Annotated in this window: 22 protein-coding genes and 1 pseudogene; 8 read left to right on the forward strand and 15 right to left on the reverse strand. The window is 65.3% G+C overall.

The window, feature by feature from the left end:
- Positions 1-2: 2 nt before the first annotated feature.
- Genes dut through ubiE form a run of 4 tightly spaced genes read right to left on the reverse strand, consistent with a single transcriptional unit; the run spans position 3 to position 4,289 of the window.
- A complete protein-coding gene (gene dut, locus N2605_RS35310) occupies positions 3-461 on the reverse strand; it encodes a dUTP diphosphatase (RefSeq protein WP_225157651.1) in 459 nt (152 codons plus the stop codon).
- A complete protein-coding gene (coaBC, locus tag N2605_RS35315) occupies positions 458-1,900 on the reverse strand; it encodes a bifunctional phosphopantothenoylcysteine decarboxylase/phosphopantothenate--cysteine ligase CoaBC (RefSeq protein ID WP_225157650.1) in 1,443 nt (480 codons plus the stop codon). Before coaBC ends, dut begins: the two co-directional genes overlap by 4 nt.
- Before the next feature lie 56 nt (positions 1,901-1,956).
- Positions 1,957-3,531, reverse strand: coding sequence for a 2-polyprenylphenol 6-hydroxylase (gene ubiB / locus N2605_RS35320; RefSeq protein ID WP_225142412.1), 1,575 nt, complete (start codon positions 3,529-3,531; stop codon positions 1,957-1,959).
- A complete protein-coding gene (gene ubiE / locus N2605_RS35325) occupies positions 3,528-4,289 on the reverse strand; it encodes a bifunctional demethylmenaquinone methyltransferase/2-methoxy-6-polyprenyl-1,4-benzoquinol methylase UbiE (RefSeq protein WP_036009053.1) in 762 nt (253 codons plus the stop codon). Before ubiE ends, ubiB begins: the two co-directional genes overlap by 4 nt.
- Before the next feature lie 81 nt (positions 4,290-4,370).
- On the opposite strand from ubiE, the gene mutM reads away from it, so the two are divergent.
- Positions 4,371-5,252, forward strand: coding sequence for a bifunctional DNA-formamidopyrimidine glycosylase/DNA-(apurinic or apyrimidinic site) lyase (gene mutM, locus N2605_RS35330; RefSeq protein WP_260345301.1), 882 nt, complete (start codon positions 4,371-4,373; stop codon positions 5,250-5,252).
- A 234-nt stretch (positions 5,253-5,486) separates the two neighbouring features.
- Here the strand turns inward: mutM and N2605_RS35335 are convergent, their stop codons facing one another.
- Positions 5,487-6,230 (reverse strand): ParA family protein, encoded by a 744-nt coding sequence (locus N2605_RS35335; RefSeq protein WP_260345302.1) that lies wholly within the window; start codon positions 6,228-6,230, stop codon positions 5,487-5,489.
- Positions 6,231-6,503: 273 nt separating this feature from the next.
- Positions 6,504-7,862, reverse strand: a complete 1,359-nt coding sequence (locus N2605_RS35340) for a serine protease (protein ID WP_225128063.1) — start codon at positions 7,860-7,862, stop codon at positions 6,504-6,506.
- A gap of 106 nt (positions 7,863-7,968) precedes the next feature.
- Here N2605_RS35340 and N2605_RS35345 point away from each other — a divergent pair, with 106 nt between their 5' ends.
- Positions 7,969-8,772, forward strand: coding sequence for a HesA/MoeB/ThiF family protein (locus tag N2605_RS35345; protein WP_225157647.1), 804 nt, complete (start codon positions 7,969-7,971; stop codon positions 8,770-8,772).
- A 9-nt stretch (positions 8,773-8,781) separates the two neighbouring features.
- On the opposite strand, the gene N2605_RS35350 is transcribed toward N2605_RS35345, so the two are convergent.
- Positions 8,782-9,789 carry an aldo/keto reductase gene (locus tag N2605_RS35350; RefSeq protein WP_260345303.1) on the reverse strand — a complete coding sequence of 336 codons (1,008 nt, stop codon included), beginning with the start codon at positions 9,787-9,789 and terminating at the stop codon, positions 8,782-8,784.
- 112 nt (positions 9,790-9,901) lie between these two features.
- Between N2605_RS35350 and N2605_RS35355 the strand changes: the two genes are divergently transcribed.
- Complete coding sequence (locus tag N2605_RS35355) at positions 9,902-10,813, forward strand: LysR family transcriptional regulator (protein ID WP_036040912.1); 912 nt, start codon at positions 9,902-9,904, stop codon at positions 10,811-10,813.
- 3 nt (positions 10,814-10,816) lie between these two features.
- On the opposite strand, the gene N2605_RS35360 is transcribed toward N2605_RS35355, so the two are convergent.
- Positions 10,817-11,818 (reverse strand): 2-hydroxyacid dehydrogenase, encoded by a 1,002-nt coding sequence (locus N2605_RS35360; protein WP_036009043.1) that lies wholly within the window; start codon positions 11,816-11,818, stop codon positions 10,817-10,819.
- Between the two features lie 322 nt (positions 11,819-12,140).
- Here N2605_RS35360 and N2605_RS35365 point away from each other — a divergent pair, with 322 nt between their 5' ends.
- The gene (locus N2605_RS35365) at positions 12,141-12,671 is read left to right on the forward strand and encodes an SH3 domain-containing protein (protein ID WP_036009040.1); all 531 of its coding nucleotides are present in this window, start codon (positions 12,141-12,143) and stop codon (positions 12,669-12,671) included.
- 182 nt (positions 12,672-12,853) lie between these two features.
- On the opposite strand, the gene irrA is transcribed toward N2605_RS35365, so the two are convergent.
- A complete protein-coding gene (gene irrA / locus N2605_RS35370) occupies positions 12,854-13,342 on the reverse strand; it encodes an iron response transcriptional regulator IrrA (RefSeq protein ID WP_036009037.1) in 489 nt (162 codons plus the stop codon).
- Positions 13,343-13,690: 348 nt separating this feature from the next.
- Between irrA and fabA the strand changes: the two genes are divergently transcribed.
- The 3 genes from fabA (at position 13,691) to fabI (ending at position 16,412) form a co-directional block, all read left to right on the forward strand.
- Entirely contained in the window at positions 13,691-14,212 is a 522-nt protein-coding gene (fabA, locus tag N2605_RS35375) for a bifunctional 3-hydroxydecanoyl-ACP dehydratase/trans-2-decenoyl-ACP isomerase (protein ID WP_036009034.1), read from the forward strand.
- Positions 14,213-14,251: 39 nt separating this feature from the next.
- Complete coding sequence (fabB, locus tag N2605_RS35380; protein WP_260345305.1) at positions 14,252-15,475, forward strand: beta-ketoacyl-ACP synthase I; 1,224 nt, start codon at positions 14,252-14,254, stop codon at positions 15,473-15,475.
- 136 nt (positions 15,476-15,611) lie between these two features.
- Complete coding sequence (gene fabI, locus N2605_RS35385; protein WP_260345306.1) at positions 15,612-16,412, forward strand: enoyl-ACP reductase FabI; 801 nt, start codon at positions 15,612-15,614, stop codon at positions 16,410-16,412.
- Positions 16,413-16,542: 130 nt separating this feature from the next.
- Here the strand turns inward: fabI and N2605_RS35390 are convergent, their stop codons facing one another.
- From N2605_RS35390 to N2605_RS35405, 4 genes are read right to left on the reverse strand one after another with little or no spacing between them, the layout of a single operon-like run.
- Positions 16,543-17,139: a glutathione S-transferase family protein gene (locus N2605_RS35390; protein ID WP_057027867.1), complete on the reverse strand. Its 597-nt coding sequence runs from the start codon at positions 17,137-17,139 to the stop codon at positions 16,543-16,545.
- An 11-nt stretch (positions 17,140-17,150) separates the two neighbouring features.
- A complete protein-coding gene (locus tag N2605_RS35395) occupies positions 17,151-18,014 on the reverse strand; it encodes a hypothetical protein (RefSeq protein ID WP_146207651.1) in 864 nt (287 codons plus the stop codon).
- Positions 18,015-18,061: 47 nt separating this feature from the next.
- Positions 18,062-18,529, reverse strand: coding sequence for a GNAT family N-acetyltransferase (locus N2605_RS35400; protein ID WP_036009017.1), 468 nt, complete (start codon positions 18,527-18,529; stop codon positions 18,062-18,064).
- Between the two features lie 7 nt (positions 18,530-18,536).
- Positions 18,537-19,463, reverse strand: coding sequence for a hydrogen peroxide-inducible genes activator (locus N2605_RS35405; RefSeq protein WP_036009013.1), 927 nt, complete (start codon positions 19,461-19,463; stop codon positions 18,537-18,539).
- A gap of 114 nt (positions 19,464-19,577) precedes the next feature.
- On the opposite strand from N2605_RS35405, the gene katG reads away from it, so the two are divergent.
- Positions 19,578-21,752, forward strand: a complete 2,175-nt coding sequence (gene katG / locus N2605_RS35410) for a catalase/peroxidase HPI (RefSeq protein ID WP_036009010.1) — start codon at positions 19,578-19,580, stop codon at positions 21,750-21,752.
- A 64-nt stretch (positions 21,753-21,816) separates the two neighbouring features.
- Here katG and N2605_RS35415 read toward each other — a convergent pair.
- Positions 21,817-22,549: pseudogene (locus N2605_RS35415) on the reverse strand (superoxide dismutase).
- Between the two features lie 205 nt (positions 22,550-22,754).
- The gene (pnp, locus tag N2605_RS35420) at positions 22,755-24,917 is read right to left on the reverse strand and encodes a polyribonucleotide nucleotidyltransferase (RefSeq protein ID WP_260345308.1); all 2,163 of its coding nucleotides are present in this window, start codon (positions 24,915-24,917) and stop codon (positions 22,755-22,757) included.
- Between the last annotated feature and the right edge of the window lie 234 nt (positions 24,918-25,151).

Consider the following 25,151-nt stretch of genomic DNA (forward strand, 5'->3'; position numbering starts at 1 on the left):
GGTTAGCGCCCGGTCGAACCAAAACCGCCGGCGCCGCGGTCGGTCGACGACAATGTGGCGACGGGAACCAGCGCGGCCTGCAGCACCGGCGCGATCACCATCTGGGCGATGCGCTCGCCGCGCTTGATCACGAAGGGCGCGGTGCCGTGATTGATCAGGATCACCTTGATCTCGCCGCGGTAGTCCGCATCGATCGTGCCTGGCGAATTCAGCACGGTGACGCCGTGCTTGGCCGCCAGCCCCGAACGCGGCCGCACCTGCGCCTCGTGTCCCGGCGGCAAGGCGATGGCAAGGCCCGTCGGCACCAGCGCGTATTGGCCTGGTGCGAGCGTCATGGGCTCGTTGTCCGGCACCGCGGCCATCAGATCGAGGCCGGCGGCCTCGCTGGTCTGATAGGCCGGCAGCGGCAGGCCCTCAGCGTGGGCGAGGCGTTGCAGCTCGACGGTCACCTTCGTGCTCAAGATGCGGACTCCAGGGATTTGCCGGTCACGCTCTTCGCGATCTGCGCGACCAGTTCGATCGCGACCTGTTCCTTGGTCATCGCCGGCCAGGAATCAACTGCAATCTCGCCGTCCGGCGCACCGGTCTTGCGGCTGAGCAGGTGGACCGTGTTGCGGTCGCCGCCCATCACGCCGGTGGCGGGCGAGACGTCGTTGGCGACGATCCAGTCGCAGCCCTTGCGGGCGAATTTTGCTTTGGCGTTGTCGATGAGGTGCTCGGTCTCGGCGGCAAAGCCGATCACGAGCCTCGGGCGCTTGTCGGCGAGCTTGGAGATGGTGGCGAGAATGTCGGGGTTCTCGACCAATTGCAGCGGCGGCATGCCGCCCGCGGTTTTCTTCAGCTTCTGCTCGCCTTCATTGGCGACGCGCCAGTCGGCGACTGCGGCGGCGAAGATCGCGACGTCGGTGGGAAGCGCGGCCTTGACCTGCTCCAGCATCTGCCGCGCCGATTCGACATGCTTCACCGTCACGCCCGGGGGATCGTCGAGGTCGACCGGACCGCTCACCAGAGTAACCTCGGCGCCCGCGGCCTGTGCAGCGGCGGCAATGGCAAAGCCCTGCTTGCCGGAGGAACGGTTAGCGATATAGCGCACCGGGTCGATCGCCTCATGGGTGGGACCGGCGGTGATCAGCACGCGCGTGCCCGCGAGCGGCTTCGGCGTCGGCGGCCGCAGCAGGCGCTCGGCGGCATTGGCGATCTCGATGGCTTCCGACATGCGGCCCGTTCCGGCTTCGCCGGCCTCGGCCATCTCGCCCGCATTCGGGCCAATCAGCACAACGCCGTCGCGCTGGAGCTGGGCGACGTTGCGGCGCGTCGCCGCGTTGCTCCACATCAGCGGATTCATCGCCGGCGCCAGCAGCACCTTGCGGTTGGTCGCGAGCAGGATGGCGCTGGCGAGGTCGTCGGCATGGCCGTTCGCCATCTTCGCCATCAGGTCGGCCGTGGCCGGCGCCACCACGATCAGGTCGCAGTCGCGCGCGAGGCGTATATGGCCGGCATCGAACTCGCTCTGCGGGTCGAACAGGTCGGTATAGACGCGCTCATGCGACAGGGCGCTCGCGGCCAGCGGCGTCACGAATTGCTGCGCCGCCTTGGTCAGCACGCAGCGGACCTCGATGCGGCGCTCCTTCAGCCTGCGGATCAGGTCGAGCGACTTATAGGCCGCGATCCCGCCGCCGATGATCAGGGTGACGCTGACCTCGGGAACGGCGCCGCTGCGCTGCGGCGTCGGGGCGGCGGAGGGCACCGCAAACGGCGTCAGCGGCTCCTCGCGGCCCTCGATCAGCTCCCGCAGGATGACCCGGACCTCCTCTTCGACCGACCTGTGGTTCTTGGCCGAGCGCAGCCGCAAATAGGTTTTGACGGCGTCGTCGAGCTTGCGGATGGTCAGGCTTGCCATGACGCCCTCCGGCACGGAATGATAGCGATGCTATCACTCCAGTGATTGCAGTGCAATCACAGATTTCGGACGGCGATCAGAATCCCGATGAAGGTCGCGGCGATGATCCAGAGCGCCACGGTGCGCCAGCGGTTCTTGCGGCCCTCGCTGCGTCCCATCGCCGCGATGCTCTCCGGCGAAAGCCTGATGCCCTCCCGCGTCATGGTCTCGAGCTGCTCGAGCACCTTCACCGACCGCTCGGCGATCTCAGGCAGGCGCATCAAGACCCGCGCGATGTCCCCGGTCCCTGTGAGGGCGCCCTCGATGCGGCCGATCGGTCCGAGGTTGCGCTCGATCCATTCGCGCACCACGGGGTCGGCGATTCGCCAGATGTCGAGCTTGGGATCGAAGCCGCGCGCCACGCCCTCGACCACCACCATGGTCTTCTGCAGCAGGATCAGCTCGGGCCGCGTCGTCATATCGAACAGGCCGGTGACCTCGAGCAGCAGCGTGAGCAGCCGCGCCATCGAGATCTCTTCCGCCGTGCGGTTGTGGATCGGCTCGCCGATGGCGCGGATGGCTTGGGCAAAATTCTCGACCGAATGATGCGCGGGCACATAGCCGGCCTCGAAATGCACCTCGGCCACGCGGCGATAATCGCGGGTGATGAAGCCGAGCAGGATCTCGGCGAGGAAGCGCCGCTCCTTCATGCCGAGCCGGCCCATGATGCCGAAATCGACCGCGACGAGGCGGCCGGCGTCATCCAGGAACAGATTGCCCGGATGCATGTCGGCGTGGAAGAAGCCGTCGCGCAGCGCGTGGCGCAGGAAGCTCTGGATCACCTTGCGGCCGAGATCGGGCAGGTCGACCCGCGCCTCGGCGAGGCGCTTGTGATCGTTCAGCGCGATGCCGTCGATCCATTCCATCGTCAGCACGTTGTGCGTGGTGCGGTCCCAGTCGACGGCGGGCACGCGAAAATCGGGATCGTCGCGCGTGTTCTCCGCCATCTCCGACAAGGCGGCAGCCTCTAACCGTAGGTCCATCTCCATCGCGACCGAGCGCGACATGGTGTTGATGACCTCGATCAGGCGCAGGCGCCGCGCCTCGGCCGAATAAGCCTCAGCCTTGTGCGCGACGTAGAAGAAATCGGAGAGATCGCGGCGGAAGCGCGCGGCGACGTTGGGTCTCAGAACCTTGATCGCGACGGACTTGCGGATGCCGTCGCGCACCACCTCGCCGCGATGCACTTGCGCGATCGAGGCCGCCGCGACCGGCGGGCCGAAGCTCACGAAGATGTCCGTCAGCGGCCGTTCCAGCGAGGTCGCGATCGTGGCCTCGGCTTCCTGCTGCGGAAACGGCGGCAGGCGGTCCTGCAGGCTTTCGAGGTCGCGCGCCATGATGACGCCGACCACGTCGGGGCGCGTGGCCAGGAACTGGCCGAGCTTGAGATAGGCCGGGCCCATCCGCGTCAGCGCGCGCGAGATCCGCGGTCCCTGCTTGGCGCCACGGCGCTCGATGATGCGCGCCAGCTTCAGCGCGAGCTGTCCCGGCGGCGGCACCAGGCTCGGATCGACCGCGCCGAACACGCCTTCGTGCGCAAACACGAACGCGGCGCGGATCAGGCGCGCAATGTGGGTGACGGCAGAGATCACAAACGCCAGCCCGAATGCAATGCGACGATGCCGCCGGAGAGTGTCTGCCAGCTGACGCGGGCAAAGCCGGCCTCGCGGATCATGTCGGCGAAGGCGGCGGGCTTCGGAAATTTGCGGATGGACTCGACGAGATACTGGTACGATTCGGCGTCGCCCGTGACCATGCGCCCGAGCGGGGGGATCACCTTGAACGAGAACAGATCATAGAGCTTGTCGAGGCCGGGCATCTCGACAGTGGAGAATTCCAGGCACAGGAAGCGGCTGCCGGGTCTCAGCACGCGATAGGCCTCGCGCAGCGCAAGGTCGATCCGGGGCACGTTGCGGATGCCGAAAGCGATCGTATAGGCATCGAAGCTGCGGTCGGCGAAGCCGAGCGATTCGGCATTGCCTTCGACGAAATCGACCTGGGTGTCCAGATGACGCTTGGCGGCGCGTTCGCGCCCCACGGCCAGCATGTCCGCATTGATGTCGCACACCGTGGCGTGGAAGCCGGGGCCGGCGGCCTTGGCGGCGCGGAACGAGATGTCGCCGGTGCCGCCGGCGACGTCAAGCAGCGCGAACGGCCGGTCGCCCCTCGGCGGATCCAGCGCGGTGATCATGATGTCCTTCCAGACCCGGTGCAGGCCACCGGACATCAAATCGTTCATCAGGTCATAGCGCGACGCCACGCTGCGAAACACATCGTTCACCAGCGTCTGCTTGTCCCCGAGGGGAACGTCCCTGAAGCCAAAATGCGTGGTTTCGCCCGGCCGATCCATTACTCTACTCCACTCGGCGGACCATAGCCCGCCCGCCGCAATGGCGCTATCACACCGCCTTCATAAGGTGAATGCCCGACCATGCCTGAATTGCCCGAAGTCGAGACCGTCCGCCGCGGTCTTCAGCCCGTGATGGAGGGCGCGAAAATCCTCGACGCGGAGGCCCGCCGGCCAGATTTGCGCTTTCCGTTCCAGCCCGACTTCGTGGCCCGGCTCAAGGGGCAGGTCGTCACCGGGCTCGGGCGCCGCGCAAAATATCTCATGGCCGATCTCACCTCCGGCGACGTGCTCCTGATGCATCTGGGCATGTCTGGCTCGTTCCGCGTCATCAAGCCGGACAACGAGGTTCAGCCCGGCGAGTTTCACTATCCGAAGGCCAAGGATTCCGCCCACGACCACGTGTTGTTTCGGATGTCCTCGGGCGCCGACATCGTCTTCAACGATCCGCGCCGCTTCGGATACATGAAAGTGATTGCGCGTGGCGCGCTCGAAGACGAGCCGCTGCTGCGCGGGCTCGGCCCCGAGCCGCTCGGCAACGAATTCGACGCCGCGATGCTGGCGCGCTCCTGCCAAGGCAAGACCACGAGCCTGAAGGCCGCGCTGCTCGACCAGCGCGTGGTGGCCGGGCTCGGCAACATCTATGTCTGCGAGGCGCTGCACCGCTCGCATCTGTCGCCGCGGCGCATTGCTGCGACGCTATCCACCAGGAAGGGCGAGCCGACGGATCATGCGCAGCGCTTGGTCGGCGCGATCCACACCGTGCTGAACGATGCGATCAAGGCCGGCGGCTCCAGCTTGCGCGACCATCGCCAGACCTCCGGCGAGCTCGGCTATTTCCAGCATTCGTTCAGGGTCTATGACCGCGAAGGCGAAAAATGCACGACGCCGCGCTGCGGCGGCACGATCAAGCGGTTCGTGCAGAACGGTCGTTCGACGTTCTGGTGCGCGAAATGTCAAAAGTGACCGTCGGGATTGCCGCAGCGTCGTAGCCCGGATGGAGCGCAGCGTAATCCGGGGCCGGCCTCTCCGCGGAGAGACCTTCCTGGATTGCGCTTCGCTTCATCCAGGCTACGGGAGCCCTCGCTACAACGCACGAGGCGAAGCAATCCGGCCGGGCTGGTGGCCGAACTGCTTCGTCGCTTGGGCCCGTTCACCGGATGGCGAAGAGCCCGACTGTCGTCCGAGCGATCGCCCCCCTCAGGACGCCAGTGCCGTGGTCCCGTCCGCCGCCTGTTCCGCAGCGATCTGCAGCATGCCGTGCGCAGCCGAGATGACCTGGTCGATCAGGACATTGGTGGTGGCTTCGAGCTCGAGCCGGGTCTCGATCCAGCGCCAGAGGCCGCGGATCTCGTCCGCCGATTTGCCGTTCGGCGCGAATTCACTCACGGCAAGGCCGCTCGCAAGCGCGTCCTGGTGATCGTTGCGCATCACGATCAGCGGACGCGCGAGCACCTCGGCAAGATCGAGCGCGGCTTCCTCGGCGAGCGCGGTCGCGGCGTTGTCGATGCGCTGTCCGCGGATCGGCGTCTGGTTGAGCACGAAGCTGTAAGGCCGCTTCCAGGCGCGGGCGACGCTGAGCGTCGAGACGGTCGCCTCGATGTCGGCGACGCTGGGACGGGCCGGGATCAGGCAGAGGTCGGAATGGCGGATCGCGGCGGTGGTGGCGGCGCTGAGGCCGGCGGCGGTGTCGACGATCGCGAGCTGGAGGCCGCTGTCGGCGAGCATCTTGAGACGCGGCGCGATATCGGCGGCGTGATAGATCGGCTCGACGACGAGATCGTCGGTAGAGCGGCGGCGCTGCCAGTTGGAGAGGGTGCCCTGCGGGTCGGTCTCGATCAGGCGGACGGTGAAGCCGGCCTGCTTGGCGGCCAAGGCGAGGCCGATGGCGAGCGTGCTCTTGCCGCTGCCGCCCTTTTGGGTGGCCAGTACGATCGTGTGCATTGAAGGTCAATCCTTTGGAGTGCTGGGTCAGGGATACGCCACGCGAACGTGCATCGCTTCTGGATGCTGAGCGCTTCTCGCTCAGGACGTGCCGGCCCGATCCAAAGGGGATCGCGGAGGTCCGAATCAACGGTAACGATGATGGCGGAATCGCGAATGCCAGCGAATCCGTACCATTACCGGCTCCGTAGTCGTACGTAAGGTGGCCCGCACGGCCGTGCCCCGGCTCTGCGCGGCAGCGCAAGCGCTGCAACGCGTCCAGGGGCACGAGACCTACTTGCGCACGCAGATCACGCGCACGACGGCGGCTTTGGCGTCCGTCGACGTGCCATTCGGGCTGACGCCCTTCGCCTTGAGAAACCCGCGCACCGCCTCGGCAGAGACCATCATCGCCTGCGATGCCGGCACCGACGTCGCGGGTCCCGCGACCACCGCCGGCTTCAGCAGCGCGATGCCAGCGAACTTGCCGTCGCCGTCGACGGCTGGGCTGCCGGAGAAGCCGACCGCCGGCGGCGGCGAGAGCGCGGAATTGCTGCTCATCGCCGGCGTCAACGCGGCCTTGAGGTTCGACACCGCGGCCGCGCCGCCCTGGCTTTGCGGATCGGCGATGCCGACGACATCGACATTGGTCTTCGCGGCCCCGCTGGCGAGGCCGAGCGGTTTCAGCCCGCGCGCGCCGTAGATGCGCAGCAGCGCGAGATCGTGCTCCTTGTCCTCGGCGAGGCGGTCGGCGCTGCCATGGCCGGCGATCGTGATCGCAAGGCAGCCGTCGGTGACGAGGCGGTCGGTGACGATCGCGCCGTCCTCGCTGACGACGATGCCGGTGCCGTATTCAACGGTCTTGCGCGGCGGCGGCCCGGCCAGCGGTCCCGACGGAAACGCGTTGAACGCGCTCGACATCGCGATCACGACCGGCTCGACCGTATTCTCTGTCGCCTGGTCGTAGAGGATCGTCATGGTGCGGACCTCGTCACCCTTGAAGGTGCCGCGGACGTAGAACTTCTTCTGGCCCTGCAAGCCCGACAGCACGAAGAAATCCGGCTTCACCACGGTGTAATCGACCTTGCGGCCGGACGGCTCCTTCTCGAGATCGGCGAGCTTGGCCGAGGTCGGGCTCACTTCCTTGCGGCGGCTGAGAACCACCTGCACCGTCCCTGTCGGCGAGGTCCATTTCGAGCCGTTGGCGTCGCTTGCCTGCTGCGGCACCAGCTTGCCGGGAATGCCGAGCCGGGCGCCGCTGGTCGGCTCCGTCACGATCTTCCAGCCGACGCTCTCCTGCTTCTTGCGTGCCGCCTCAGTGAGCGCGGTGCGCTCCTGCGGATTGAGCACACCGGTCGGCTTGCCGCCCTTGGCCTTCTGGTACTCCTTGATGGCGTTGACCATGCGCTCGCTGACGTCGCCGGTGATGGCGCCGTTATATTGTCCGACCCAGGCGAGGTCGGACTGCAGGGCCAGCCGCTCGGCTTTGGCCATGGCATCGGCCGTCGCGGACGGCGTCTGCATCGCAGGGGGCTTGACCGGAACGGTCTGGACCGTCTTCGGGGTGGCGCCTGGCACTTGGGGCGTCGTCATCTGGGCGTGCGCGCCCGTGGCAGCCGCCAACATCAGTGTTGCCGCAAGCATCGATCTCATGACAAATCCAGCCAGCCCGTTGAACGCCAAAACATTGAAAAGCATGCGATTGAAGCACATCTCGTTGGTCGCGAACAATGACGGTGCGGTTCAGGAGTAAGAGAAGGTGCTTAGCCCGGACGAACTCGAACGCTATGCCCGCCACATCGTGTTGCGCGACGTCGGCGGCCCCGGCCAGGCGGCGCTGAAACGCGCCTCGGTGCTGGTGATCGGCGCCGGCGGGCTCGGCGCGCCCGCGCTGATGTATCTGGCCGCCGCCGGCGTTGGCACGCTCGGCGTGGTCGACGACGACGTGGTGTCGCTGTCCAACCTGCAGCGCCAGGTGATCCATACGACGCCCGATATCGGCCGGCACAAGGTCGAGAGTGCCGCCGAGCGGATCGCGGCGCTCAACCCACATGTCCGCTTCATCGGTCACGCCACCTGGCTCAACGCGGATAACGCGCTCAGCCTGATCGGCGATTACGACCTCGTGCTCGACGGCTCCGACAATTTCTCGACGCGCTATCTCGTTTCCGACGCCTGCTTCTTCGCCAAGCGGCCGCTGATATCAGCGGCGCTCGGCACCTTCGACGGCTCGCTGACCACCATCCGCGCGCATGAGACGGGCGAGCAGGGCGAGTTCAACCCGACCTACCGCTGCCTGTTTCCGGAAGCGCCGCCGCCAGGCACCGTGCCGGCCTGTGCGGAAGCCGGCGTCATGGGCGCATTGGCGGGCGTGCTCGGCTCGATGATGGCGCTGGAGGCGATCCGCGAGATCGTCGGCTTCGGCGACGGCCTTGTCGGCCGCCTCCTGATGATCGATGCGCGCGCGATGCGCTTCGAGACGCTGCGCTATTCACGCGATCCCGCCAATCCGCTCAACGGCGACGGGCCCGTGTTCGAGGATCTCAGCGTCCATCGCACCTGATCGCCGCGGTTACGCCGTCGCCGGCTTCTCGCTGTCGAGATGCGCCATATGCTCGGCCGGGTAGCGCGTGCCGGCCGCGATATTGGGTGGGAACGCCTTGGCCAGCGCCGCGAAATGCACCGGCGTCAGCGTCACCTTCGTTGCGCCAAGCGCTTCGCTGAGGCGGTTGCGGGTGCGGGCGCCAACCAGCGGCACGATCGCGTTGTTCTGTGCAGCGACCCAGGCGATCGCAACCTGTGCCGGCGTTGCGCCGATCTCGTTCGCGATTGCGCGCAGCTGCTCCACCAGCGCGAGATTGGTATCGAGGTTCGCACCCTGGAAGCGCGGCGTCATCAGCCGGTAGTCACGGCCGGCCCTGCCTGAGTCCTTCGACCAGTGACCGCTGATCAGGCCGCGCGCGAGCACGCCGTAAGCGGTGATGCCAATGCCGAGCTCGCGGCAGGTCTTCAGGATATCGCGTTCGATGCCGCGCTCGATCAGCGAATATTCGATCTGGAGATCGGCGATCGGATGCACCGCATGCGCGCGGCGGATGGTGTCGGAGCCGACCTCGGACAGGCCGATATGCCTGACATAACCGGCCTTCACGAGATCGGCGAGACCGCCGATGGTCTCCTCGATCGGCACATTGGGATCGAGACGCGCGGGACGGTAGATGTCGACATAGTCGGTGCCGAGGCGCTGCAGCGAATAGGCGAGGAAGTTCTTTGTCGCCGCCGGCCTCGTGTCCATTCCCGCGAATTCACCGGCGGGGCCGCGCAGCGCGCCGTACTTGACGCTGAGCTGCACTTTGTCGCGCGGCACGTCCTTCAGCGCGTCCCGCAACAGCATCTCGTTGTGCCCCATGGCGTAGAAATCGCCGGTGTCGAGCAGGGTGATGCCGCCGTCGAGCGCCGCGTGCACCGTGGCGATGGCCTCGCCGCGATCGGCGGCGCCGTAGACCTCCGACATGCCCATGCAGCCGAGGCCGAATGTGGAGACGGTCGGGCCGGTTGAACCGAGTTTGCGCTGTTCCATGATGATCATCCTCGAAAAGGCGGCTGCGCCGCGTCACGAGGCCAGATATGAGCCAGAGCGATTGCGCTGATAAGCTGGACAATCCAGAACGCCTTGTTCACATTGACGAACAATGGCCGAGCCCGATTTGCGCGATCTCGATGTCTTCGTGGCGGTTGCCCGCACCCGCAATTTCCGGCGCGCGGCGGTCGAAATTCGCGTGTCCGTATCGAGCCTTAGCCAACGGTTGCGGGACCTGGAGGAACGTCTCGGCGTCCGCCTGATGAACCGCACGACCCGCAGCGTCGCGCTGACCGAGGCGGGCGAGCTGCTGTTGTCGCGCGTCGCACCGGCGCTACGCGATGTCGGCGATGCCTTGGAGCAGGTCCGGGGCCTGCGCGGGGTCGCCTCGGGCCGCCTGCGCATCAATGCGCCGCCGCCCGCGGTCGATCTGGTGCTGGCGCCGCTGGCCGGGCCGTTCCTGAGTGCCCATCCGCAGGTCGATCTCGACATCGTCAGCGAAAGCGGCTTCGTCGACATCGTGAGCGGGGGCTATGACGCCGGCGTGCGCTATGGCGAGCATCTCGCGCAGGACATGGTGGCGATCCCGCTGAGCGGCCCACAGAGCTACGTCGTGGTCGCTTCGCCCGGTTACATCGCGCGGCGCGGCAGGCCGAAGCATCCGAAGGACCTGCTCGACCATGATTGCATCCGCGCACGCTATTCGAGCGGCGTCATGCACGATCTGGAATTCGAGAGAGCCGGGCAGGTGGTGAAGGTCGATCCGCCGGCGAAGCTGATCTCGACCAATATGAATCTTGCAATGCGCGCCGCGCTCGACGGCGTCGGCATCTGGGCCACGCTCGACGGCTATGTTGGCGATGCCGTGAAGTCGGGCGATCTGATCAGCCTGATGGAAGAATGGTGCGAGCCGTTTCCAGGCCCGTTCCTGTATTATCCGAGCCGGCGCCAGACGCCGCCAGCGCTGCGCGCGTTCATCGATTTCGTTGCGGATTGGCGCAAGCGCGAAGGGCGTGGGAAGTAAACCTCAAAGCATGCTCGGCAGCACGCGGTCCGGCGGCTTGTGGGCATCGAGGAAGGTGCGGATGTTGATGATCACCTTCTCGCCCATCTCGACCCGGCCCTCGATCGTGGCCGAGCCCATATGCGGCAGCAGCGTCACCTTGCCGGCTCTGGCGAGCCGCACCAGCTTCGGATTGACCGCGGGCTCGTGCTCGTAGACGTCGAGGCCGGCGCCGCCGATCTCGCCGCCTTCGATCAGCTTGATCAGCGTGTCCTCGTCGGTGACCTCGCCGCGCGCGGTGTTGACGATATAGGCGTCTTTTCGGATCAGCTTCAGCCGCCGCGCCGAGAGCAGGTGATAGGTCGCCGGCGTGTGCGGACAGTTCACCGAGATGATGTCCATCCGCGCCAGCATCTGGTCGAGGCTTTCCCAATAGGTCGCCCCCAGCTCCTCGGCGATCACGGGGGCGACGGGACGGCGGTTGTGATAATGGATCTGCAGGCCGAAGGCGCGGGCGCGGCGTGCCACCGCCTGGCCGATGCGGCCCATGCCGATGATGCCGAGGCGTTTGCCCCCGATGCGGTGGCCGAGCATCCAGGTCGGCGACCAGCCGGCCCAGGGCTTGCCTTCGGTCAGGATCGAGGCGCCTTCGATCATTCGCCTGGGCACCGCGAGGATCAGCGCCATGGTCATGTCGGCGGTGTCTTCGGTCAGCACCTTCGGCGTGTTGGTGACGGTGATGCCGCGGGCATGGGCGGCTGCGACGTCGATATTGTCGACGCCATTGCCGAAATTGGCGATCAGGCGGAGCTTGCAGTCGGGCTGGTTCACGACCTCGGCGCTGATGTGATCGGTCACGGTCGGAACCAGCACGTCGGCGGTGCGGGCGGCTTCCGCGATCTGCTCGGGCGACATCGGCGTGTCGTCGAGATTGATCCGCGCGTCGAACAGCTCGCGCATCCGCGTCTCGATCGAATCCGGCAGCTTGCGCGTCACCACGACGAGGGGCTTTTTCTTCACCGACATGTCCTGCTCTCATGAGACATCGCACGCCGCCTCTGTCGCCAAAGGCCGGTCGTTGAGGCCTCATTAACCCGGTTGTTCGACACTGCCCTTGCCGTGTCCGTCCCCGGCGTTTCCTCCAAGCTCACCCGACATTCCCGGCCGGAAAATCGGGGCCAATTGGTTGCTCAAGTGCCCGTTCTCTCTAGCAGAAGGCCGGGCCAAGACAAGAACCACGGCTCAAGGCTTGGAACCCGCGTGGGGCGGGGAGAAGGGGCAGGCGCGGCAGGGTTTTGGAATTTGGGGTGAGGGCCCGGTGTGCCGGGTCTTCGAAGGAGACGGGTTGATGGCGTTGGGGCGTTTTTGTTGGGTGATGGCGCTCGTTTGCACTTGGTTGAGCGCCTCGGTCGGGCCCTCGCATGCGGCGAAGGACAATACCCCGCAGACCACCAGCGGCTTGCCGGTGCCGCGCTATGTCAGCCTCAAATCGGATCACGTGAACGTCCGCGCCGGCCCGACCAAGGACAATGACGTCGCCTGGGTCTACACCCGCGCCGGCCTGCCGGTCGAAATTACCGCCGAGTTCGAGAACTGGCGCCGGGTGCGCGATTCCGAAGGCGCCGAGGGCTGGGTCTATCATTCGCTGCTGTCGGGCCGCCGCACCGCGGTCGTCACCATGAAGCACAAGGACGATCTGGCTCCGATCTATGACCGGCCCGATCCCGACAGCGCGGTTGCGGCCAAGCTCCAGGCCGGCGTCGTCACCCAGGTCAAGAAATGCGCCGCAGGCTGGTGCCGCGTCATCGGTAATGGATTCGACGGCTGGATCCAGCAGGAGCGCCTCTGGGGCGTCTATTCGGACGAGCAGGTCAACTGACGCCGTCGGGCGGCGGAGCAATCTGCCGCCCCAACGTCATGCCCGGGCTTGTCCCGGGCATCCACGCTCTTCTGACTAGTCCCAAAACGTGGATGGCCGGGACATAGGCGAGCGGAAGCGACGCCGTCCCTTTGGACGGCTATGCCCGGCCATGACGACCAAATCAGTGATGCAGGATTAGCTCAGCGCTTCTTGCGCAGGCGCACGACCATGTCGATGCGGGAGATCTCGTAGCCCTCGGGCACCTCCGGCATCTTGGACAGTGCCAGATGCGGATCCTCGATGTCGACCAGCTCGTGGCTATTCTCGAGATAGTAGTGGTGGTGGGTGGTGACGTTGGTGTCGAAATAGGTTTTCGTGCCGTCGACGCTGACCTGGCGCAACAGGCCGGCATCGGTGAGCTGGTTCAGCGTGTTGTAGACGGTCGCCAGCGACACCGGGACCTTGGCGAGGGTGGCTTCCTCGTAGAGCATTTCAGCCGTGAGGTGGCGTGCGCCCTTGCCGAACAGCAGCCAGCCCAGCGCCATGCGCTGGCGCGTCGGCCGCAACCCCGCGGACTGCAGCATTTCGTTGACGTCGTGCCAGGGACACCCGGTCAGGGCCGGCTGGCGGCCGGACAGGAGGGCCGCGGCATGGTCGTCGTCGTGTTGGGACGCGGTATTCTCGTTCATTTCCAAGATTTCGGGCACGCGTGAACAATATCTCCCTGTAACATAAGAAGAGAAAGATGCAGATGCAAGTTTCTCGCAACTAGAGACGTTCTAATTAGGCTCGGAACCGGTTGGGGGAGCCCGTCATTTTACCTTCATCTCTGCGCTTTGCTACCCGAAATGGCCTGTGTTAGAGAGCGCGCGGTTCCGCTTAGCCGATTTTGGCGCAGCCGGGCATGGAGGCCCGGTTGGCAATCCATGCGAAGCTTGCGCAAGTCGCGGCCGGCGGTGGCGATTGGCGGTCCGATCGAGACGGGCCCATTTTCGCCAGGAACGCCGCTCAATCGGGATTTGAACAGAGGCTCGTGAATGCTGAACAGGCGCAACGGTTACGACTATGAAGATCTGCTGGCCTGTGCCCGCGGCGAGATGTTCGGCCCAGGCAACGCCCAGCTGCCGCTGCCGCCGATGCTGATGTTCGACCGCATCACCGACATCAACGACAATGGCGGTGAGTTCGGCAAGGGTCTGGTGCGCGCCGAGCTCGACGTGAAGCCCGACCTCTGGTTCTTCGGCTGCCATTTCAAGAACGATCCGGTCATGCCCGGCTGCCTGGGCCTCGATGCGCTGTGGCAGATGGTCGGCTTCTACCTCGGCTGGAGCGGGGGTGAAGGGCGCGGCCGGGCGCTTGGCCTGAGCGAACTGAAGTTCGGCGGCCAGGTGCTGACCGACGCCCGCAAGGTTGTGTACAACGTCGATATCAAGCGCGTGATGCGTTCGAAGCTCGTGCTCGGCATCGCCGACGGGTGGCTTTCGGTCGATGACCAGATTATCTATCGCGCCAAGGATCTGAAGGTCGGCCTGTTCAAGCAGGGCACGAGCCTGGGCTGAGCGCATCACTAAGAAGACAACGATTGAGGCGAGGCTGTCATGAGGCGGGTTGTGGTCACCGGGATGGGCATCGTCTCGTCGATCGGAAACAACACCCAGGAAGTGCTTGCGAGCCTTCACGAGGCGAAGTCGGGCATTTCGCGGGCTGAGAAATATGCCGAGCTCGGCTTCCGTTCGCAGGTGCAAGGCGAGCCGTCGCTCGATCCGTCGACGGTGGTCGACCGCCGCGCGATGCGCTTCCTCGGCCAGGGCGCGGCGTGGAATCACATCGCGATGGAGCAGGCGATCCAGGATTCCGGCCTGTCGCCCGACGAGGTCTCCAACATCCGTACCGGCATCATCATGGGCTCCGGCGGCCCCTCGGCGCGCACCATCGTCGAAGCCGCCGACATCACCCGCTCCAAGGGACCGAAGCGCGTCGGCCCGTTTGCGGTGCCGAAGGCGATGTCCTCCACGGCGTCCGCGACGCTCGCGACCTGGTTCAAGATCAAGGGCGTGAACTATTCGATCTCATCGGCCTGCGCGACCTCCAACCATTGCGTCGGCAATGCCTATGAGACCATCCAGATCGGCAAGCAGGACGTCATCTTCGCCGGCGGCTGCGAGGAGCTGGACTGGTCACTGTCGGTGCTGTTCGACGCCATGGGCGCGATGTCCTCGAAGTACAACGACACGCCGGCCACGGCCTCGCGTCCCTACGATCTCAATCGCGACGGCTTCGTCATCGCTGGCGGCGCCGGCGTCTTGGTGCTGGAAGAGCTCGAGCATGCCAAGGCGCGCGGCGCGCGCATCTATGGCGAGGTGGTCGGCTATGGCGCGACCTCTGATGGCCACGACATGGTGGCGCCGTCGGGCGAAGGCGCCGAGCGCTGCATGCGCATGGCGATGTCGACGGTGAAGACCAAGGTCGACTACATCAACCCGCACGCGACCTCGACGCCGGCCGGCGACCCGCCGGAGATCGAGGCGATCCGCAAAGTGTTCGGCGTCGGCGAGAAGTGCCCGCCGATCTCGGCGACCAAGGCGCTGACGGGCCACTCGCTCGGCGCCACCGGCGTGCAGGAAGCGATCTATTCGCTGCTGATGATGAACAACGGCTTCATCTGCGAGAGCGCGCACATCCAGGAGCTCGACCCCGTGTTCGCCGACATGCCGATCGTGCGCAAGCGCATCGACAACGCCAGGATCGGCACCGTGCTGTCGAACTCCTTCGGCTTCGGCGGCACCAACGCCACGCTGGTGTTCAGCCGGCTGGATGCGTGATCTCTGACCTTGTCATGCCCCGCGAAGGCGGGGCATCCAGTACGCCGCGGCTTCTCTATTTATCACGACGGTCTCTGGAATACTGGATCGCCCGCCTACGCGGGCGATGACGTCGAAAATAGGAGCGATGGCGGCAATGGAAGGTTTGATGGAAGGCAAGCGCGGTCTGATCATGGGCATCGCCAATGATCATTCCATCGCCTGGGGCATGGCGCGGACGCTGCATGCCCATGGCGCCGAGCTCGCCTTCACCTTCCAGGGCGAGGCGCTCGGCAAGCGCGTCAAGCCGCTGGCGGAGCAGCTCGGCGTCGATCTGGTGCTGCCTTGCGACGTCGAGGACATCGCAAGCGTCGATGCCACCTTCGCGGTGCTCCGCGAAAAGTGGGGCAAGCTCGACTTCGTGATCCACGCGATCGGCTTTGCCGACAAGAACGAGCTGAAGGGCCGCTATGCCGACACCAGCCGCGAGAATTTCTCGCGCACCATGGTGATCTCCTGCTTCTCGTTTACGGAAGTCGCAAAGCGCGCCGCCGAGCTGATGACGGAAGGCGGCAGCATGATCACGCTGACCTTCGGCGCCTCGGAGCGCGCGATGCCGAACTACAACGTCATGGGCGTGGCCAAGGCGGCGCTGGAGGCCTCCGTGCGCTATCTCGCCGCCGATTTCGGACCGCGCGGCATCCGCGTCAACGCGATTTCCGCCGGCCCCATCCGCACCCTCGCCGGCTCCGGCATCGGCGAGGCGCGGGCCATGTTCGGCTTCATGCAGAAGCACGCGCCGCTCCGCCGCGGCGTCACGCTCGACGAGCTCGGCGGCTCGGCGCTATATCTGTTGTCGGATCTCTCCGGCGGGGTGACCGGCGAAGTCCATTATGTGGATTCCGGCTACAACGTCATCCTGATGCCGCGGCCGGATGATCTGAAGTCATCGGAATAGCTTCGTAGCCTGGATGGAGCGCAGCGAAATCCGGGACAGGCTCATCCGCGGATGCGATTGCCCCGGATTGCGCTGCGCTCCATCCGGGCTACTGCAGCTACTTCGCTTTGCCTACCCTACGAGAGCTTGCTTAACCCGCCGCGATCTTCTCCGCGCGCTGGAAGGCCGGCCGCGCCGTGCAGCGCGCGAGATAGGCATCGAACGCGGGGCGCGACGGCACCATCTTGAACAGGCGCACCGCGAAGTTCAGGCCCGAGCCGATCACGACGTCGGCGGCGGAAAATTCCTCGCCGAGAATCCACGGACCTTTTTCGAGCGCGGCTTCCAGCACGTCGAACACCTGCGTGGCGCTGCCCCAGGCCGCCGTCGAGGTCGGGATCTCGATCTTGGTGAAGATCTGGATGATGGCCGGCTCGATGCAGCCCGGCGAAAAGAACAGCCATTGCAGATAGCGCGCGCGGCGCGGGTCGGTCACGGCGGGCGCGAGCCTGGTCTCGGGATAACGATCGGCGATGTAAGCGCAGATCGCGGCGGCTTCGCCAAGCGCCGCATCGCCGTCGATCAGCGCCGGCACCTTGCCCATCGGGTTGATCTTCAGATAGTCCGGCGCCTTCTGCGCGCCGGTCGAGATGTCGGTCAGCACGCGCTCATAGGGCAGGCCGCTCTCCTCCATCAGCCAGAGCGTCGTGAACGAGCGCGAGCGGGGCGACCAATAGAGCTTGATCATGGCGGGAACCTTTATTGCTGGAGCAGCTGAGGTAGCGTTTTGTCGAGACTCGTCGTCAGCAGCGTGCGGACACCATCGCGCAGCGCTTGGTTGCCCGCCACCTCGTTGGCAGACGCCGGAAAGGCCGTCTCATCCAATTCCTTGTTGGGGCCGCTGATCGGGTTGATCCCGATCAAGCGTGACATCATGGGTTCGGCATCCGTTGACGCCGCGCCCTTCTTGACGACCTCGAACGACTGTCCGTCGTACACGGTGATATAGGTCAGCGCGAACAGGAACGTGCGTCGCTTGATGGGATTGCCCCACTTCACGATGCCAAATCCTTCGACGGATTGATTCGTGTTGCTGAAGCCGTTCTGAAATCTCTCGACCAGGACATAGAGCTGACATTTGGTGCCTGCCGCGCTCTGCTGAACGAATTCCTGCCGCTCCTGGTTTCGTCTCAGCATCGGCGATCCGGATCCGCCAGCCTGCGCCCAGGCGCTCGGTGAATAAGCGAGGCGCTTGACAGATTTGCCGGCTGCGGCCGCGCGAACCCGCGACATGACGATGTCATCAAGTCCCCAGCCATCGATCGCGACGGGCACGTACTCGTTGCCAAACATGGTGAAGCCAACCTGCTGAACACCGAACCGGTTGCCGACGACGGAAATGAGACCAATCCCGCACGGTCCTGCATCCGCAGCGACAGCCTGTTTGGAGCTCGGGGCGGCTTTCGGCGTGGTGCTCTTGGCTGGCCGAGCCGGCGATGGAGCGGATTGGGCCGCCGCGCCTGCGATGAGCCCTAACAGAAAGATCGTAGTCAAGCAGATGCGAAACATGGGACGGCTGATGCAGGTTGCGGTTTCCAGGATATTCTCATCGACGAGAGACATCTACTAGTGCGCGCCGATGACAACCGCAAGGTGAAGACCCGCTCGTCCTACCCGCCGCCTGGCCGTTGCCGCTTCCACCGGTAACACTTCATCACGAACCCGTTCGACGGCTCGATCTCTTCCTTCTCGAACACAAAACCTTCGCGCTCGTACCAGCGCCAGGCCTTCTCGTTCTCGCGGACGCAGCGCAGATAGATCTCGTCGGGCATTTGCGTGCGCGTGAAAGCGAGCAATTGCCGGCCGAGCGATCGGCCCTGATGGGCAGGCGCGACGAACAGCATGTCGAGATAGAGCTTCGGCAGGTGCAGCGCGAGCATCGCTCCGATCGTGCCGCGATCGTCGGCGACGAACAGGCTCCAGCCGTTCTCGATCTCGCGCTTGATGCGCGCACGCAAATTGGCCAGCAGGAAGTCGCTGGCTTCGCCGAGCCCGGTCGAGACCCAGCTCTCCATCCAGACGCGGCCGATCTCATCGTATTCGTCGGAGCGGGCGAGGCGGATGACCGGATGCGACATGAGCCAGTCAAGCCTTCTGGCCGCGCAGGGATTGCCGCGCGCGCACCTTGCCCGCGGACAGGCACACCACCTCGGAGATCTGCAGCAGCTGCCGCGACAGCGGGCTGGTCTTGCGCCAGACCATGCCGATTGTTCGCGACGGCTCGGGGTCGCGGAAGCGCGCCAGCGAGACCGAGGCGGAGCGCGTCTCCACCGGCACCGCCATCTCCGGGATCAACGTGACGCCGATGCCGGCGCTGACCATCTGCACCAGCGTCGATAGCGAGTTCGCATCGAGCATCTCGCGCGGCGGCGCGGCCTGCATGTTGCAGAAGGAGAGCGCCTGGTCGCGGAAACAGTGCCCTTCCTCGAGCAGCAGAAGCCGCATCTCGCGCATCATCTCGCGCGACGGCACCGGCGTGCCTTCATCGGCGCCCGGCCGCACCAGCAGAAACTTCTCCTCGAACAGCGCGACCTCGGTGAGCGAGGGCTCCGACACCGGCAGCGCCACGATGGCGGTGTCGAGCCGGCCCTCCACCAGCTCCTGGATCAGCCGCGGCGTCATGGTCTCGCGCACGCGGATGTCGAGCTCCGGGTGCATGCGCGTGAGGTTCTTGGTGATCTTGGGCAGCAAATAGGGCGCGATGGTCGGGATCATGCCGATGCGCAGGCGGCCGGCGAAGCGGTCCTGCGAAGCGCGCGCGAAATCGCCGAGCTCGTCGACCGAGCGCAGGATGTCGCGGACCCGTTGCGCCAGCTCCTCGCCGAACCGGGTCAGCGCGACCTGGCGCGCGCTGCGCTCCAGCAACAGGCCGCCGAGCGTCTCCTCCAGTTCCTTGATCTGCATCGACAGCGCCGGCTGCGAGATCGAGCAGGCCTCGGCGGCACGGCCGAAATGGCCGTGGCGCGCCAGCGCATCGAAATACCGGAGCTGGCGCAGCGTCAGATTGATCATCAGAAAATCCTATCGCAGCGATCACTAAAGTCAACTTCCCCTGATAGGACGCGACGCTTAGAGTGGTTCTACCTGGCCAAGGGCGCGAGTTCGACGCCGCCAGAGGAGGTATTCATGGACGACACTTCGAAGTGCCCGTTTTCGGGCGGAAAACCCACGCGCTCAAACCGCGATTGGTGGCCGACGCAGCTCAACATCGAGGTGCTGCACAAGAATTCCGACAAGTCCGATCCGATGGACAAGGACTTCGATTACGCCAAGGAGTTCAAGTCGCTCGACCTGAACGCGGTCATCAAGGACCTGACCGCGTTGATGACGGATTCTCAGGAATGGTGGCCGGCCGACTTCGGCCACTATGGCGGCCTCATGATCCGCATGGCCTGGCACAGCGCCGGCACCTATCGCACCACCGACGGCCGCGGCGGCGCCGGCGCCGGTCAGCAGCGTTTCGCCCCGCTCAACTCCTGGCCCGACAACGCCAATCTCGACAAGGCGCGCCGTCTGCTCTGGCCGATCAAGCAGAAATACGGCCAGAAGATTTCCTGGGCCGACCTGATGGTGCTCGCCGGCAACGTCGCGCTCGAATCGATGGGCTTCAAGACCTTTGGTTTCGCCGGCGGTCGCGTCGACGTCTGGGAGCCGGAAGAGCTCTATTGGGGGCCGGAAGGCACCTGGCTCGGTGATGAGCGCTACAGCGGCGAGCGCCAGCTCGCCGAGCCGCTCGGCGCGGTGCAGATGGGCCTCATCTACGTCAATCCGGAAGGCCCGAACGGCAAGCCGGATCCGGTCGCCGCGGCCAAGGACATCCGCGAGACCTTCGCCCGCATGGCGATGAACGACGAGGAGACCGTCGCGCTGATCGCTGGCGGCCACAGCTTCGGCAAGACCCATGGCGCCGGCGATCCCTCGCTGGTCGGTCCAGAACCGGAAGCCGGTGCGCTTGAAGACCAGGGCCTCGGCTGGAAGAGCAAGCATGGGGCGGGCCACTCCGCCGACTCCATCACCAGCGGTCTGGAAGTGACCTGGACGAAGACGCCGACGAAGTGGAGCAACAACTTCTTCGAAAATCTCTTCAACTTCGAATGGGAGCTGACGAAGAGCCCGGCCGGCGCTCAGCAATGGACCGCCAAGAACGCCGAAGCGATCATTCCGGACGCGTTCGATCCGTCGAAGAAGCATCGGCCGACCATGCTGACGACCGACCTCTCGCTGCGCTTCGATCCCGCATATGAGAAGATCTCGCGTCGCTTCCTGGAGAACCCGGATCAGTTCGCGGACGCCTTCGCCCGTGCCTGGTTCAAGCTCACCCATCGCGACATGGGTCCGATCCAGCGCTATCTCGGCCCGCTGGTGCCGAAGGAGACGCTGATCTGGCAGGATCCGATCCCCGCCGTGAACCACGAGCTGGTCAGTGAGCAGGACATCGCGGCCCTCAAGTCGAAGATCCTGGCCTCGGGCCTGACGGTGCCGGAGTTGGTCTCGACGGCCTGGGCCTCGGCCTCGACGTTCCGCGGCTCGGACAAGCGCGGCGGCGCCAACGGTGCGCGCATCCGCCTTGCTCCGCAGAAGGACTGGGAGGTCAACGAGCCGGCTCAGCTCGCCAAGGTGCTCGGCAAGCTCGAAGCGATCCAGAAGGACTTCAACGCCTCATCCGGCGCCAAGAAGGTCTCGCTCGCCGACCTGATCGTGCTCGGCGGCACCGCCGCCGTCGAGAAGGCTGCCAAGGATGCCGGCGTCGACGTCAAGGTCGGCTTCACGCCGGGCCGCATGGATGCTTCGCAGGAGCAGACCGATGCGGCCTCCTTCGCCCCGCTGGAGCCGCGAGCCGATGGCTTCCGCAACTACATCGGCAAGCGGCATCAGTTCATGCAGCCCGAAGAGGCCCTCGTCGACCGCGCCCAGCTGCTGCGGCTGACCGGTCCGGAGATGACGGTGCTGGTCGGTGGCTTGCGTGTGCTCGGCGCCAATGCCGGCGGGTTGAAGCACGGCGTCTTCACCTCGAAGGTGGGAACGCTAAGCAACGACTATTTCGTCAACCTGCTCGACATGAGCACGCAGTGGGCACCGCCCGGTGCGGACGGCGTCTACGAAGGCCGCGACCGCAAGACCAACACCGTCAAGTGGACCGCAACGCGCGTCGATCTGATCTTCGGCTCGCACTCGCAGCTTCGCGCCTTCGCCGAGGTCTATGCCACCTCGGACTCCAAGGAGAAGTTCGTGAAGGACTTTGCGAAAGCCTGGACCAAGGTGATGAACCTCGACCGCTACGACATCGCGGCGCGATCCTGATCGGGGGCCCGCAAACAAAAGGGCGGCCGAGAGGCCGCCCTTTTTTCATCATCCCGGATCGGCGTTACACGTCGAGTGTGCCGGCCTTCGCGGCAGCGTAGCGCTCGCCCACCGCCTTCCAGTTCACCGTATTCCACCATGCCTTGAGATAATCGGCGCGCCGGTTCTGGTAGTTCAGATAGTAGGCGTGCTCCCAAGACGTCATTGCCGAGCAGCGCCCGCTTGCCGTCCATCATCGGATTGTCCTGGTTGGGTCGCGTTTCGATGGCGAGCTTGCCATCCTTGCTGACAGTCACGAACACCCAGCCCGAGCCGAAGACCCGTCCGCCGGCAGCGTTGAAGTCGGCTTGCAATTTCTCCATGCCACCGAGATCGCTGTCGATCGCGGCGAGCAGGGCGCCTTCCGGCTTGCCGCCGTTCGGTCCCATGATCTGCCAGAACATCGTGTGGTTGGCGTGGCCTCCCATGTTGTTGCGGACGCCGGTGCGGATCGCGTCGGGTACGGCGCCGAGATTGCCGAGCACCTCGCCGACCGGCTTTCCAGCGATCTGCGGATTGTCCTTCGCGAAATTGTTCAGGTTGGTAATGAACGCCTGGTGATGGCGGCCGTGATGAATCTCCATCGTCTTGGCATCGATATGCGGTTCCAACGCGTTCGGCGGATAGGCCAGCGGATCGAGTTTGAACGGCCCTGTGGGCGCCATGGCCGCCTGCGCAAACGCCAAGCGCGGGGCAGCGGCGGCCGCAACGAGGCCGGTGGCTGCGAACATGAGACGGCGCCGGGATATGGATGACATCTGGTTCTCCTGTCTGGGACGATCCGCTGAGTGAAGCGTATGGCGGTAGACGTAGATACGCGGTTGCAGCCACTGCGGGTTTCGAACGAAGTGGCTGTGATGGTGCGACGGAATCGCGCATGGCGTTCGACGAAGCAGGTAGCAAACGGCCAAAAAAAGAAGGGCGGCCTTTCGGCCGCCCTTGGTGTTCAGATGTTCCGAGAGGTTACTCGCCGGCGGCTTCGCGCGGGGCCTTTTCGCCCTCGGCGGCCTTCTCCTTGCCCTCGAGATCCTCACCGGTGGTCTGGTCGACCACCTTCATCGACAGGCGGGTCTTGCCGCGATCGTCGAAGCCGAGCAGCTTGACCTTGACCTTGTCGCCTTCCTTGACGACGTCGGAGGTCTTCTGCACGCGGTTGGCCGCGAGCTGGCTGATGTGGACGAGACCATCCTTGGAACCGAAGAAGTTCACGAAGGCGCCGAACTCCATCACCTTGACGACAGTGCCGTCATAGATCTGGCCGACTTCCGGATCGGACGCGATCGACTTGATCCACTTGATCGCCGCCTTCATCGCCTCGCCGTCGCTGGAGGCGACCTTCACGGTGCCGTCATCCTCGATGTTGACCTTGGCGCCGGTCTTCTCGACGATCTCGCGGATCACCTTGCCGCCGGTGCCGATCACCTCGCGGATCTTGTCGGTGGCGATCTTGAAGGTCTCGATGCGCGGCGCATATTCGCCCAGCTCGGCGCGGGCCGCGGTGAGGGCCTTGGCCATCTCGCCGAGGATATGGATGCGGCCGTCCTTGGCCTGAGCCAACGCGACCTTCATGATCTCTTCGGTGATGCCCTCGATCTTGATGTCCATCTGGAGCGAGGTGATGCCCGCTTCCGTGCCGGCGACCTTGAAGTCCATGTCGCCGAGATGGTCCTCGTCGCCGAGAATGTCGGAGAGAACCGCAAAGCGCTTGTCCTCGAGGATCAGGCCCATCGCGATGCCCGCGGTCGGCCGCTTCAGCGGCACGCCCGCATCCATCAGCGCCAGCGAGGCGCCGCAGACCGAAGCCATCGACGAGGAGCCGTTCGACTCGGTGATCTCCGACACCACGCGCGTGGTGTAGGGGAATTCATGGTGCGGCGGCAGCACCGGACGGATCGCGCGCCAGGCCAGCTTGCCGTGGCCGATTTCGCGGCGCTTGGTGCCGCCGAGGCGGCCGGTCTCGCCGACCGAATAGGGCGGGAAGTTGTAATGCAGCAGGAACGTTTCCTTGTACGTCCCGGACAGCGCGTCGATGTACTGCTCGTCCTCGCCGGTGCCGAGCGTGGTCACGACCATCGCCTGGGTCTCGCCGCGGGTGAACAGCGCCGAGCCGTGGGCGCGGGGCAGCACGCCGACTTCGGCGACGATGTTGCGCACCGTCTTGCTGTCGCGGCCGTCGATGCGCTTGCCGGTGTCGAGGATGTTCCAGCGAACGATCTTGGCTTCCAGCTCCTTGAACACGCCGGCGATGCGCAGCTTGTCGTATTGCGGCTCCTGGCCTTCGGGGAAGTAATGGGCCATCACCTTTTCCTTGACCTTGCCGACCGCGGCGTAGCGATCCTGCTTGATCGGAATGGCGTAGGCGGCGCGCAGTTCCTGCTCGACCAGGCCGAGCATTTCCTTCTCGAGCGCCGCATTGTCGATGACAGTGACTTCGCGCGGCTCCTTCGCAGCCTTCTCGGCGAGGTCGATGATCGCGTTGATGACCGGCTGGAAGTGGCGGTGACCGAACATCACCGCACCGAGCATGATGTCTTCGTTCAGTTCCTTGGCTTCCGATTCCACCATCAGAACGGCGTCGGCAGTGCCGGCGACCACGAGGTCGAGCTGGGTGTCGACCATCTCGTCAAGCGTCGGATTGAGGATGAACTCGTCATTGGCAAAGCCGACGCGCGCCGCGCCGATCGGGCCCTTGAAGGGCACGCCGGACAGGGTCAGCGCCGCGGAGGCCGCGACCATCGCCACGATGTCGGGATCATTCTCCATATCGTGCGACAGCACGGTGACGATCACTTGGGTCTCGTTGCGCCAGCCGTCGACGAACAGCGGGCGGATCGGTCGGTCGATCAGGCGGGAGACCAGCGTCTCCTTCTCGGTCGGACGGCCCTCGCGCTTGAAATAGCCGCCGGGAATGCGGCCCGCAGCGTAGGCCTTTTCCTGGTAATCGACGGTCAGCGGCAGGAAGTCGACGCCTTCGCGCGGCGCCTTCGCCGCGACGACGGTGGCGAGCACCACGGTCTCGCCATAGGTGGCGACGACGGCGCCGTCGGCCTGGCGGGCGATCTTGCCGGTTTCGAGCTTGAGTGGGCGTCCGCCCCAGTCGATTTCGACTGAATGCTTATTGAACATAGAGGTCTTCTTTCATGGGTTCTCGAAAGAAGGGACGGCTCTCGAAAAACAAAAACCATGCGCAAGATTGCGGGACGCTGATCGGAGCGGATGATCAGCGTCCTGCGATCCTGCCATGGTTTTTGGATGTCGGATGGCGTCCATCCTTTCGGGTCATACGGGCGCCTTGCCCGTTGTGCCCAGCCGCCGGATTGCTGCTGGACTGTCAGTCGGCACGACTGCGAACACCGAACC

Origin of the sequence: Bradyrhizobium yuanmingense, from assembly GCF_025200905.1 — a bacterium.
Taxonomy (GTDB): Bacteria; Pseudomonadota; Alphaproteobacteria; order Rhizobiales; family Xanthobacteraceae; genus Bradyrhizobium; species Bradyrhizobium yuanmingense.

Coding starts and splice junctions, on each gene's coding strand:
- coaBC (WP_225157650.1), bottom strand. CDS start 1,900: ATGGCAAGCCTGACCATCCGCAAGCTCGACGACGCCGTCAAAACCTAT.
- ubiE (WP_036009053.1), bottom strand. CDS start 4,289: ATGGATCGGCCGGGCGAAACCACGCATTTTGGCTTCAGGGACGTTCCC.
- mutM (WP_260345301.1), top strand. CDS start 4,371: ATGCCTGAATTGCCCGAAGTCGAGACCGTCCGCCGCGGTCTTCAGCCC.
- N2605_RS35335 (WP_260345302.1), bottom strand. CDS start 6,230: ATGCACACGATCGTACTGGCCACCCAAAAGGGCGGCAGCGGCAAGAGC.
- N2605_RS35340 (WP_225128063.1), bottom strand. CDS start 7,862: ATGAGATCGATGCTTGCGGCAACACTGATGTTGGCGGCTGCCACGGGC.
- N2605_RS35350 (WP_260345303.1), bottom strand. CDS start 9,789: ATGGAACAGCGCAAACTCGGTTCAACCGGCCCGACCGTCTCCACATTC.
- N2605_RS35355 (WP_036040912.1), top strand. CDS start 9,902: ATGGCCGAGCCCGATTTGCGCGATCTCGATGTCTTCGTGGCGGTTGCC.
- N2605_RS35360 (WP_036009043.1), bottom strand. CDS start 11,818: ATGTCGGTGAAGAAAAAGCCCCTCGTCGTGGTGACGCGCAAGCTGCCG.
- N2605_RS35365 (WP_036009040.1), top strand. CDS start 12,141: ATGGCGTTGGGGCGTTTTTGTTGGGTGATGGCGCTCGTTTGCACTTGG.
- irrA (WP_036009037.1), bottom strand. CDS start 13,342: ATGAACGAGAATACCGCGTCCCAACACGACGACGACCATGCCGCGGCC.
- fabA (WP_036009034.1), top strand. CDS start 13,691: ATGCTGAACAGGCGCAACGGTTACGACTATGAAGATCTGCTGGCCTGT.
- fabB (WP_260345305.1), top strand. CDS start 14,252: ATGAGGCGGGTTGTGGTCACCGGGATGGGCATCGTCTCGTCGATCGGA.
- fabI (WP_260345306.1), top strand. CDS start 15,612: ATGGAAGGTTTGATGGAAGGCAAGCGCGGTCTGATCATGGGCATCGCC.
- N2605_RS35390 (WP_057027867.1), bottom strand. CDS start 17,139: ATGATCAAGCTCTATTGGTCGCCCCGCTCGCGCTCGTTCACGACGCTC.
- N2605_RS35395 (WP_146207651.1), bottom strand. CDS start 18,014: ATGTCTCTCGTCGATGAGAATATCCTGGAAACCGCAACCTGCATCAGC.
- N2605_RS35400 (WP_036009017.1), bottom strand. CDS start 18,529: ATGTCGCATCCGGTCATCCGCCTCGCCCGCTCCGACGAATACGATGAG.
- N2605_RS35405 (WP_036009013.1), bottom strand. CDS start 19,463: ATGATCAATCTGACGCTGCGCCAGCTCCGGTATTTCGATGCGCTGGCG.
- katG (WP_036009010.1), top strand. CDS start 19,578: ATGGACGACACTTCGAAGTGCCCGTTTTCGGGCGGAAAACCCACGCGC.
- pnp (WP_260345308.1), bottom strand. CDS start 24,917: ATGTTCAATAAGCATTCAGTCGAAATCGACTGGGGCGGACGCCCACTC.